The sequence below is a fragment of the Wujia chipingensis genome (assembly GCF_014337155.1).
GTDB classification, from domain to species: Bacteria; Bacillota; Clostridia; order Lachnospirales; family Lachnospiraceae; genus Coprococcus_C; species Coprococcus_C hominis.
Window position 1 is genome coordinate 1,231,309 of sequence record NZ_CP060632.1, and the last position, 12,361, is coordinate 1,243,669.

At 38.4% G+C, this 12,361-nt stretch carries 10 protein-coding genes; all 10 read left to right on the top strand.

The genetic code is table 11. From position 1 onward, the window contains the following. The first annotated feature begins 83 nt into the window (after nt 1-83). The 10 genes from H9Q76_RS05830 (at nt 84) to H9Q76_RS05875 (ending at nt 12,352) form a co-directional block, all read left to right on the top strand. Nucleotides 84-494 (top strand): peptide deformylase, encoded by a 411-nt coding sequence (locus tag H9Q76_RS05830; protein ID WP_118373622.1) that lies wholly within the window; start codon nt 84-86, stop codon nt 492-494. Between the two features lie 142 nt (nt 495-636). Beyond that, nucleotides 637-1,140 carry a hypothetical protein gene (locus H9Q76_RS05835; RefSeq protein WP_249321821.1) on the top strand — a complete coding sequence of 168 codons (504 nt, stop codon included), beginning with the start codon at nt 637-639 and terminating at the stop codon, nt 1,138-1,140. Nucleotides 1,141-1,217: 77 nt separating this feature from the next. After that, a complete protein-coding gene (locus H9Q76_RS05840; RefSeq protein ID WP_118373621.1) occupies nt 1,218-1,739 on the top strand; it encodes a SprT-like domain-containing protein in 522 nt (173 codons plus the stop codon). Nucleotides 1,740-2,056: 317 nt separating this feature from the next. Continuing rightward, the gene (locus H9Q76_RS05845; RefSeq protein WP_243023003.1) at nt 2,057-2,560 is read left to right on the top strand and encodes a hypothetical protein; all 504 of its coding nucleotides are present in this window, start codon (nt 2,057-2,059) and stop codon (nt 2,558-2,560) included. A 99-nt stretch (nt 2,561-2,659) separates the two neighbouring features. Further along, a complete protein-coding gene (locus tag H9Q76_RS05850; protein WP_118373620.1) occupies nt 2,660-2,926 on the top strand; it encodes a uroporphyrin-III methyltransferase in 267 nt (88 codons plus the stop codon). A gap of 114 nt (nt 2,927-3,040) precedes the next feature. Next, a complete protein-coding gene (locus tag H9Q76_RS05855) occupies nt 3,041-3,640 on the top strand; it encodes a DUF1819 family protein (RefSeq protein WP_118373619.1) in 600 nt (199 codons plus the stop codon). A 2-nt stretch (nt 3,641-3,642) separates the two neighbouring features. Beyond that, nucleotides 3,643-4,230 (top strand): DUF1788 domain-containing protein, encoded by a 588-nt coding sequence (locus tag H9Q76_RS05860; RefSeq protein ID WP_118373618.1) that lies wholly within the window; start codon nt 3,643-3,645, stop codon nt 4,228-4,230. A gap of 12 nt (nt 4,231-4,242) precedes the next feature. After that, a complete protein-coding gene (brxC, locus tag H9Q76_RS05865; RefSeq protein WP_118373617.1) occupies nt 4,243-7,833 on the top strand; it encodes a BREX system P-loop protein BrxC in 3,591 nt (1,196 codons plus the stop codon). Between the two features lie 25 nt (nt 7,834-7,858). Next, nucleotides 7,859-11,575, top strand: coding sequence for a BREX-1 system adenine-specific DNA-methyltransferase PglX (gene pglX / locus H9Q76_RS05870; RefSeq protein ID WP_249321822.1), 3,717 nt, complete (start codon nt 7,859-7,861; stop codon nt 11,573-11,575). A gap of 21 nt (nt 11,576-11,596) precedes the next feature. Beyond that, nucleotides 11,597-12,352, top strand: a complete 756-nt coding sequence (locus H9Q76_RS05875) for a TIR domain-containing protein (protein WP_118373615.1) — start codon at nt 11,597-11,599, stop codon at nt 12,350-12,352. Nucleotides 12,353-12,361 lie beyond the last annotated feature (9 nt).

Sequence of the window (12,361 nt, forward strand, 5' to 3'; positions counted from 1 at the left end):
TCAATTGGGGCTACCACATTTTTCGGATTAGGTGTAAAATAAATCCATGTTTTGTATGCGTAATAGAGTTGAAAGGATCAATTATGGTAAAGAAAATTATGCGCGATCCGCTGTTCCTGGCACAGAAATCGGTGGATGCAACGGAAGCAGATAAACAGGTTATAACAGATTTGCTCGATACACTCCGGGCGAATCTGGATCATTGCGTCGGCATGGCGGCAAATATGATCGGCGTAAAGAAGAATATCATCGTCGTGGCAAGCGGACCGTTCCAATTCGCGATGGTGAATCCGGTTATCACGAAGAAAACAGGCGCGTATCAGGTGGAAGAGGGATGTCTGTCGCTCGACGGGACACGCCCATGTACGAGATATCAGGAGATAGAAGTCGATTACCTCGACCAGCATTTCAAGAGGCAGCATGGGAAATATTCCGGCTGGGTGGCACAGATTATTCAGCATGAAGTGGATCATTGCAACGGGGTTGTGATATAACTTTATGTTACAAAAAGAGAAGATAATACTTGAATGTTCATAATGCAAGTACTTATTTATGACAGTTGCTTTGCGTAAGATGGAGATACAAAGAAACGGAAATAAGAAGCATGGAGTCGTAAGATTCACGGAGGTTATCATTATGAGCGGAAATAATAATCAGAAATCAGTAGGTTATGCAATACTTGGAGTTATCATAGTGTTCGCAATAATCGGATTCTTCGTATCTTTGACCGAAAAAGAAGATCCGAAGTGTGCATTTGCAGGATGCGATAACACGGTATCAACGGAGGGCGGTTACTGCTATCAGCACAACACACCCGGAAAGCGCAGAAAGGCTGCATATGGAACAAGCAGCTCGCACAGTCATTCTACAACAAGCAGTACGACAGGCAGCGGTTCCTCATCAAATAGTTCGGGCAGCAGTTCGAATTCCAGTTCATCGTCTGGCAGTTACAAGCCAAGCAGTTCGAGTAGCAAATATAACAGCAGCTATTCGCATGATTCTTACGATAGCGGCTACGATGATGTCTACATGGATGGCGATTATGATCAGGACCGGTACGACCGGGATGATGATTATGCAACCGGTGTGGATGATGCCATCGATGATGATATCGAGGATGGAGACGAAGGGGACTGGTAAGGGAAGTATCTGGGAATTTCTTATATCAGGAACGGAAACGTAAAAGACGGTGTAACGACGAAATAAAGGATGTATATATGAAGAATTTTGAGATGCTGCAGAAAGTATGTATAGATGAAGTTCTTGGCGCAGGTATCGAGCCGGGAAATATTGTCTCATGGGATATAAACCGCCGCGCAAAAACAAGATGGGGAATGTGCACGAAAAATCCGGATGGAACATGCATTATACAGATTGCTGCCAGACTGATCGAGGATGAGCGTATATCCGAACAAGCATGCAAGGAAACTATGATCCACGAGATCCTACATACCTGCAAAGGCTGTAAGGGACATACCGGATTGTGGCTCATATATGCGAATATCATGAATAAGAAATATGGATATAACATAAAGCGAACCACCTCCGGCGAGGAAAAGGGCGTGGAGAATTACACCGCCTCTAAGAGACTTGATTATAAATATTGTTTTGTATGCGAGAATTGTGGTCAGATTATAAAAAGAAAAAAACAGTGCGAATTCACGAAGTATTACCGCAATTATACATGCGGGATATGCGGAAGGAAGCGGGCATTTCATAAGGTAAAATATATGCAATAAATTTTGCCCGGTTGGCTTAAGAGGAAGAAGTTGGATTGGGTGGCGATGAAGGGGATTGGTGAGGAAATTTATTAAAAAGAATGGGAGAATTCTGTGCAGAGGGAAGATAATACCTAAAAGAGTGGTGGCTCTAGTTCTGAACATAGGGCTACCACTTTTTGTTGTTTTGGTGTAAAATAAAACTATATTTTTTGTCGAAAAAACTTGAATGTTCATAGTGCAAGTACTGATTTATGATAGTTGCTTTGTATAGGATGGAGATACAAAGAAACGGAAACAAAAAGCATTGAGTCGTAAGATTCGCGGAGGTAATCATTATGAAGTACAGGCATTTAACTACAGGTCAGGTAGTACTGTTGATAATCGGTATGATAGCGATACTTGGAATCTGCTATGCTTTGGAAAGTAACGGAAAAGATGATGCAACGTGTGCATTTGCCGGATGCAACAGGACAGTCACACACAAGGGTGACTATTGCTATCAGCATGATACGTATGCAAAGCGGAGAAAAGCAACATATGGAACAGGCAGTTCGTACAGCCATTCTACATCGAGCAGTATGACAAGCAGCGGTTCTTTGTCAAATAGTTCGAGCAGCAGTTCTAATTCTAGTTCGTCATCTAGTAGCTACAAGCCAAGCAGTTCGAACAGTAAGTATAATAGCAGCCATTCGTATGATTCTTATGATAGTGGTTACGATGATGTCTACATGGATGGTGATTATGATCAGGACCGGTATGACCGGGATGACGATTATGCAACTGGCGTGGATGATGCTATCGAAGATGATATGGAAGATGGCGATGAAGGGGATTGGTAAGGGTACTATCTAAATATCTCTTATATTAGGAATGGAAGAGTAAATGATAGTTTAGCAATTAAGTGAATTAGCAAATAAATGAATGGGAGGATGATGCGTATGTTAGGTTCAGATGGAAGATTATATGATGAAGATTTTGATTTCGATGGTGACGGAAAGCTGAATGCGTATGAGTATTCGGTTATGGATGATGTTGTGTTCGGAGATCATGACGAAGTGGATGATGATTCAGAGGAAGAGGATGATCTGGAGTTTGATCTTGCAGTAGCTGGACTTGATATGGATGAGTTGGAAGATATGGACGAGGATGAGAGACGGGAAGCTCTGGAGGATGCAGGACTGGATCCAGATGATTATGATTTTTAGAATAGCCGGGGGTATATCAGAACAAGCCGGCAAAGAAACAAGAGAACGTTTCACAAGGCAATATTTGCAAATTTATAAAAGACAAAGATAAATAACCGTATTGGAGAGTTCAAAATGGCAGAGTTAGTATATAGCGCAGGACTTACATCAAAATTATTCTGGTTACAGGAGTCCAGAAAGACCGCAGGATATATCCTGGATGGATATAGTAAGGCGGATATCCGCAAGATAGCCTGGAAAGAGAATATCTATCAGGTAAAAGCAGAATATCGAGCTCATGAGGTATTGAATGGTACTTATCGTAGAGTAGCTACTTTACCGGAAGCAGTGCTTCAGACTTTTACCACTTGTGATGTGGAGACAGCAAAGATTTTAAACTTAATTGCAATTCTCATGGATAGCCGGCTATTTTTTGAATTTCTTCATGAAGTATATGTTGAAAAAATCAGGCTTGGTGAAAAAGAAATCACAGATAGGGATTTGAATGTATTCTTTTCTGATAAAGCATTGCAGAGTGATGTTGTGGCAGGATGGACGGACACAGCTGTACGCAAATTAAAACAGTGCTTCGCAAGAATGATGTTTGAAGCGGGATTGCTTGAAAGTAGTGTAAAACCAAGAATAATCAAGCCAATTCACATTGACTATCGCACAGAGGAATTGTTGATTGCAAATGGACTGGGAGAATACTTGAAAGCTGTGAAAGGAGCCTGAATATGGCAAAGTTAAGTTTGGATGATAGACTGAACCAGATAGAAGACATAATATCAGAAAAGTCGTTTAGAGAGAATAAAGGACTTGGAAATGAAGTCGGATATTATATATTCGATTATGATCCAAGAGAGGAGCTGTATGTGAGAAATCATATAGCGTATCTTAAAGATAGAATAAACAATGGAAACAAGGATTTCAGAATAGTTGAGTTTGATCTGTTTCATTTGATGATTGAGATATTGCAGGAGGAAGGGTATCTGGACGCATTCTTTGATTTAGAAAAAGAGAATGGATTTTTTGAGATGGCAGACAGCCTTGTAGAGACTTTGGGACTGGATGAGACAAATGAGCTGAATCTAATCATATCAAGAATATTGCAGGAAGATTTGACAGACAGTGTGGTATTTCTTACCGGAGTAGGCAAGTGCCATCCTATTATAGCCAGCCATAATATATTGAATAATTTACATCAGGTGCTTGACACTGTGCCAGTTGTGCTTTTTTATCCGGGAGAATATAGTGGACAGGATTTAAAGCTATTTGGGACTATGGACTCACGCAATTATTACAGAGCGTTCCGTTTAGTGTAGGGGAGGAAAACGATGCAGATAAAGAATATGTTTGAGAAGAAGATTGATCGAGATATCAAGGGCGTTATTAAAGTAGGTCAGTCGGATGAAGAAAATGTATATCAGGAATTAGATGAATATGTAGTGACCAAGGAACTTCTGAAGCATTTCAGAGATTTCTTCAACAATTATGAAAAGGGTGTAGATGGATATACAGATAAGATGGGTGTCTGGATTTCCGGATTCTTTGGAAGTGGTAAATCTCACTTCTTAAAAATACTGTCTTATTTATTAAAAAACAGCACAGTAGAGGGTAAAAGAGCTATTGAGTATTTTACAGATGGTAAAAAGATAGAAGATCCGATGCTTATTGCAGAGATGACAAAGGCTGGAACAATTGAGTCAGATGTCATGCTTTTCAATATTGATTCAAAAGGTTCTGCAAAGGTAGGCTCCGGCAAGGAGGCTATCGTTGAAGTGTTTATGAAGGTGTTCAATGAGATGCAGGGATATTGTGGTTCCATTCCTTATCTTGCAGAATTTGAACGTCAGTTGGATAACGAGGGCAGATTTGAAGAGTTCAAAGAGAAGTTCGAGGCAAATGCAGGTGCACCTTGGGAGAAAAAGAGACAGGCATTTGCAGTTATTCAGGATAAAGTAGTAAAGACATTAGTCGAGATGAATTTCATGAGTGAGGAGGCAGCCCGTAACTGGTGCAAGAATGCAAAGGGTAACTATGACCTCAGTATCGAGAAGTTTGTATCACTTGTGCAGGAGTATTGTGCGAAGAAAGGACCAAATCATCATGTTATCTTCTTAGTTGATGAGATCGGTCAGTATATTGCAGATGACACACAGCTTATGCTCAACCTCCAGACAATCGTGGAAGACCTTGGAACAGCCTGCAAAGGTAAGGCATGGGTTATCGTAACAAGCCAGGAGGATATTGATTCTATTACAAAAACAAAGGGAAATGACTTCTCTAAGATTCAGGGACGTTTTGATACGAGACTTTCTCTTTCAGCATCCAATGTTGACGAAGTAATCCGTAAGCGTGTGCTTGCAAAGAACGAGACAGCAACACAGATACTCAGACTGCTCTATGAGCAGAAAGAATCTATTATTAAGAATCTTATTACATTTACAGCGGATACAGCAGATAAGAAGCTGTATGCAGATAAGGCAGATTTTGCAGACTGCTATCCGTTCATACCATATCAGTTCAATCTTTTGGGACAGGTACTTACTGCTGTCAGAACACATGGTGCAAGTGGAAAGCATCTGTCTGATCAGTCACGTTCTATGCTTGCACTGTTTCAGGAGTCAGCAATCAGAGTAATGGATAAAGAGGATGGGGTATTGGTTCCGTTTAGCTTCTTCTATGATCCATTACATAAATTTATTGACCACCAGCACAGTCAGGTAATCTCAGATGCAGAGAATAATAATAAGCTGGATGAATTCGATGTAGAGCTTTTGAAAGTTCTCTTTATGATTAAATATGTCAAGGAAATCAAGGCGAATGTGGACAACCTTACTACGCTTATGATTTCAAACATTGATGATGACAGAATTGAAGTCCGTTCTAAGATTGAAGAGGCATTAAAGAAACTGATCAAAGAGACACTTGTACAGAAAAATGGTGAAATATACATTTTCCTGACAAATGAGGAGCAGGAAATCAATAATGCCATTAATAACGAGTCAGTAGAGATGGGAGAAATCATCGGAGAGGCTTCGACAGTTATCTTTGAGGAAATTTATACAGAGAAGAAATACAGATACAGCAACAGATATCTGTTTGCATTTAATCAGAAAGTAGATGACCGATTCTTCAAGGGCAATCAGTCTAACGATATCGGAGTGACAGTAATTACATCTTATGGCGGAGATTATGCAGACTCTGCACTTCGTCTTCTCTCAACACAGGAAAACAGTGTGATTGTGAAGCTGCCCAATGATAGTACATTCCTTGATGAGATTACAGAATCCATCAAGATATATAAATTCCTTAATAAAAATGCGCCCAGTGCTAGAGGCAGCTTTGACAGTATCCGCAGGGCAAAAGAGGATGAGCGTATTGAGAAGAAAGACAGAATCCGAATCTTTATTGAGGATGCATTAAAGAATGCTGATATCTATGTAAATGGTGATAAGGCAACTATTTCAGCTAAGGAGCCGGCAACAAGAATCAATGAAGCACTTGGTAAGCTCGTAGCAATGAAATACAATAAGCTTACATATATGGAGACAGCACCTGAGCTTTCAGATATCAGTGCTATCTTTAAGCATAGCGATGGTCAGATGAGTTTCCTTGGCACAAGTGATACCACACCGAATAAGCTTGCATTAGAGGAAGTGGTACAGGTAATCGGATTAAATAATGCCAGACATATGAAGACATCCCTTAAGTCATTACAGGATAAGTTTGGTGCAGCACCGTATGGATTTGATCCAAAGGATGTGCAGTGGCTTGTTGCAATGTTGTTCAAGCTGGGAAGAGTGTCTCTTACTCTTAACAGTCAGAGCTTGTCATTACTTTCAACGAATCCGGATGAATTAGTTAGATATATTACAAAGCGTGAATATGTAGAGAAACTCTTGGTAGACATCAGAGAAAGAGCAACGGACGGACAGATTCGTTCTGCAAAAGAAGTTATGAAGGATTACTTCGGATTTACTGTATCCAGTGATGATGATGACAAAATCATGAGCAGCTTCAAGAACAGAGCCAAGGATATAGTCAAAGTATATGATGACATCCTTGTAGAGTACCGAATCAATCCGCAATATCCTTGTAAGAGACTGATGGAAGAGGCAAGAAAGAGACTTGCAGAAATTCTTGATATCAATGAGCCTACAGAGTTCTTCAAGACAGTAGATAAGAAGAAAGATGACCTGTTAGATGATGCAGAGGATACTGCACCCGTATTTGACTTCTTTAAGGGAGATCAGAGAAAAATTTTTGAAGCGGCAGTGAAGAACCTTGTATATTTTGGAAACAGCAAGACATATGTAAGTGACCAAGAGCTGTTAAAAGTAGTTGAAGAGATAGAGACTATCGTGGAGGACAGCAAGCCTTTCGGTAAGATTCAGAGATTGCCGGAATTGAACAAGAGGTTTGAAGACCTTCATATGGGATTGCTTGAAAAGGAAGCAGCCATCATGGATCCATTAGTACATGATGACTTCCTTAAAGTGAAAGAGGTATTGGATACCAAGCCATTTGCTGAGGTACTTCGTCCGCGTATTAATCAGAGGTTTGAAGAAATCTGGGATAAGCTGAAAAAATCAAATGATATAGCTGCAATTAAGAATATCAAGCTGGAAAGTGATACTTTGAAAATTAAGTGTCTGGATGAGATTGATGAATATGAGAGGGCACATCAGCCTGCACCGGAACCACCTGTTGCACCGGTAGTACCGGGTAAAGAGCCGGTTAGTCCTACACCAGCACCGACTAAAGTAAAGACAAAGAGACGTAAGAATGTTTCCATCAGTAATGTAGCAGGGGCTAGAACATATTCGATTGAGACCGAGCAGGATATTGATAAGTTCCTTTCCGAGATGAAGCAGAAACTGATGGATGAACTGGAAGAAGACACAATCATTACATTGAGCTGATAAGCTTGATTGGAGGATATAGCTCATGAACAAAAATGCAATTAAGAAATTTGCAATAGATGCAAGAAATAAGCTGATAGCATCCGTTACGGATAAAGCTGGTATGCTTGGAATTACACCGGATAATTGCAGTGAAACAATCACAAAAGGAGCAGATTTTGAGGTATACAAGACAGTAGCAGGAACAGAGGTAACACTTAACAAAAAACAGTGTGAGCAGAGAGGAAAACTGGTAGACCAGATTCATGCAAGAGGCTTTGAAGCGGTGGTGGAAGAAGTGGCATATACATGGTTTAACAGAATCTGTGCTATTCGTTTTATGGAAGTGAACGATTATATGTATCCTGTAAGAGTTCGTGTGCTTTCTTCTGAAAAAGAGGGAAAGAATGAGCCTGATGTGGTAACAATGGCACCTGATATTGATTGGAATCTTACAGATAAAGAGAGAGAAGAAATCATTGATGCCAAGATGAATAACAGGCTTGATGATTTATTCAGAATGCTCTTTATCAAGCAGTGTAATCTGCTTCATGAAGTGTTACCGGGACTTTTTGAAGAGACAGAAGACTATACAGAAATGCTTCTTAACATCTCATTTACGAATGAAGATGATGTAATTCGTATGCTTGTAGACGGTATTGATGAGAAAGATTTTAATATCGCAACTGTTGATGAAGATGGTAAGACAGCAGGACAGGTGGAAATCATCGGCTGGTTATATCAGTATTACAATACAGAGCCTAAAAATAAAGCATTTGCAAAGAAAGCTAAAATTACAAAAGAAGAAGTACCGGCAGTCACCCAGCTTTTTACTCCAGATTGGATTGTACGATACATGGTTGAAAACAGCCTTGGCAGAATGTGGGTAGAAGGACATCCGGATGATGAATTGAAGAGCAAATGGAAATACTATTTGGATGAGGAAGAGCAGGAAGAATCTGTACAGCAGGAACTTGATAAGATAAAGGCAGAGTATGCAACATTAAAGCCGGAAGATATAAAACTTATTGATCCATGTATGGGCTCCGGACATATTCTGGTGTATGCATTTGATGTATTTATGCAGATATATGAAAATGCAGGATGGTCACAGAGAGATGCAGCCCAGAGCATTATCCAAAATAATATTTATGGACTTGATATAGATGACAGAGCTGCACAGTTGAGTTATTTTGCAGTGTTGATGAAAGCAAGACAGTATGATAGAAGAATCCTGACCAGAGGTATAGGACCGAATGTATATGCGGTGCAGGAGAGTAATGGCATTAATCGCAGTCAGCTTAAATACTTTGGCGCAGGACTGACAGAAGAAGAGAAAAAAACAGCGTTAATGCAGTTGGAAGGATTTCTTAATACATTGAATGATGCAAAAGAATATGGTTCTTTGCTTAATGTGGAAGACTATGATTGGAAGCTGTTAGAGAAATTTGTAGAGAATACAGATACAGAAAGCCAGATTTCTTTTGATACGTATGGACTGGATGAGACAGCAGAGCAGTTGAAACAATTGATTAGAATTGGCAAGGTGATGGCACAGAAGTATGAAATAGTTGCTACGAACCCACCATATGCTGGAACAAGCAATCTTAGTGCAAAGGTTAATAATTTTGTGAAGAAAAATTATCCGGATAGCAAGGCAGATTTATTTGCAGTGTTCATTGAGCGTTGTGGAGAAATGCTAAAGAAAAATGGGTATCAGGCGATGATAACACAGCATGCATGGATGTTTTTGTCTAGTTATGAGAAACTTAGAGAAAAATTATTGCATAAAAAATTGATTAACCTTGTGCATTTAGGATCTCATGCCTTTGATGAGATAAATGGTGAAGTTGTACAAACGTCTAGTTTTGTGTTTTGTAATGAAAATGAAGCAAAATATAAAAGTACTTTTATTCAACTTGTGAGTGGAAAAAATGAAGATGCAAAAGCAACATTGTTTTTATCTAGAAATTGTAGATTTTATAAGACAAATATACAATTAGGTGAGATTAAAGGAACTCCATATACTTCATATTGGGCATCGGATATTGTTTTGACCGCCTTTAAAACGGCAAAGCTCGTTGGTGAAATATCAGAACCCCGTGTTGGAATGGCAACAGCAAATAATGATAGATTTGTGCGCCTTTGGTTTGAAATAAATATAGAAAAATTGGGGCTAAATCTTTTATCAAGAGAAAATGCAATTGCAAGTGGGAAAAAATGGTTTCCATTTGCAAAAGGTGGAGAACAAAGAAAATGGTATGGAAATAATGATACAGTTGTAAATTGGGAAAACGATGGATTTGAAATACAGAACTTTAAAGATGAGAAAACAGGACGAATACGGTCACATAACTATAATTTAGATTATATATTTCAATCTGCATTAACATGGACAGTAATTGGAACGCAAAAGACAACTTTCAGATTTTGCCCAGTTGGTTTTTTATATTCTAATAGTGGCTACGGAATGTTTTGTGATAATGAGGCAACAAAATATTATCTACTTGGATTTATGAATTCAAAAGTGGCTATGTCACTTTTAAATATACTTTCACCATCAATGGGATTTGAATCTGGTTATCTTAGGAAGTTACCAATTATTGAATCAAATCACAAGGATGAAGTTGTTAATAAAGTAAAAAAATGTATTAATGAAAGTAATATTGATTGGGATTCATTTGAAATCTCATGGGATTTTAAACGTCACCCTTTAATATCTGTTATTTCACAGAATAGATTACTTTTTGATGATACAACAGATATTGATTTAGCAGAATGCTATATCTGCTGGGAGAATGAATGCAATGAGCGTTTTAATTTGCTTAAAGCTAATGAAGAAGAACTGAACCGAATTTTTATTGATATTTATGGTTTGCAGGATGAATTGACACCAGAGGTAGAAGATAAAGATGTCACAGTTCGCAAAGCAGATTTACAGCGTGATATAAAGAGTCTGATTTCTTATGCTGTTGGTTGTATGTTTGGACGTTATTCTATTTACCAAGATGGATTGATGTATGCAGGTGGCATATGGGATTATAGCAAGTATAAGGATGCTGCATGGAGAGCAGAAGGAAGACCGGATGTATCTGATTTTTATACAAAAAATCATTATATGCCAGATTTTGATAATATTATTCCAATTACAGATGAAGAATATTTTACAGATGATATTGTTGGACTGTTTGAAGATTTTATAAAAACGGTGTATGGGAAGGGAGCACTGGAGAAAAATCTTGATTTCGTAGCCAAAGCACTTGGCAATAAGGGCAATACAAGCAGGGAAGTAATCAGAAATTATTTCTTAAATGACTTCTTCAAGGATCATTGTAATGCGTATTCTGTTACAGGTTCCGGTAAGCGTCCTATTTACTGGCTGTTCGATAGTGGCAAGCAGAATGGCTTTAAGGCACTTATTTACATGCATCGTTATGATGCTGACACAGTCGGTAAAGTAAGAACAGAATATCTGCACAAGGCACAGAAGTATGTGGAGACTGCAATGCAGAGCGCTCAATATACGATTGATAATGCAACATCTTCATCAGAAAAAACAAAAGCTACAAAGGCGGTAACAAAGTACACTAAACAGCTTGCAGAGATGAAGATATATGATGAAGCCATTGCCCATGTAGCCAATCAGAGAATTGAGATTGACTTGGATGATGGAGTAAAGGTAAATTATGCGAAGTTCCAAGGTGTGGAAGTGTCACAGGAAGGTAAGAAAGCATTAAAGATTGATCTTTTGGCAAAAATATAATGTAAAAGGAGTACTGTTGTTATGAATTTACAAGACAAATTAATAAAATTATACAATGAGATTGATGAATTAAAAAATAAAAAAAGTTCTAGTGATAGTGATTTTAAAGCATGGAGAACAGATGTACAATTATGTCTTTCTGGTCTTTATGGTGAAAAAAGTATTCAACTTAAAAATTTTAATAACCGACCATTTTCCCCAATGGTAATTGTTGGAAATACTGATTTTCATGAACCATATGTGCGAGATTTGGAGACTACAAAGAAAGAATTTGAAAGATATATTGGTGATTTTGAGGATGTAAGCACAGATACCAATGTGAAAAATCACATTTCAGTAAATAACAAGGTGTTTATTGTTCATGGTCATGATGGTGAACTAAAAGAGAAGGTCGCTAGGAGATTAGAACAACAAGGTATTGAAGCAATAATCCTTAGCGAGCAAGCTAATAGAGGAAAAACGATAATTGAAAAAATAGAAGCATATTCAGATGTACATATGGCAATTGCATTATTTACACAAGATGATATTGGAGTGGACAAGGAAGAAAAAGGAAACGAAAAATATAGGGCTAGGCAGAATGTCGTTTTCGAAGCGGGCTATTTTATGGGATATTTAGGTAGAGAGAATGTAATTATGATTGCAGAAGAAAATCTTGAAATTCCAGGGGATTTATCAGGGATGGTATATACAACAAAAGACAACTGGGAATTCGAAATGTTAAAGGAACTTAATGCTGCAGGAATGAAAATTGATATGAATAAACTACTTGGCTAAATAGGAATT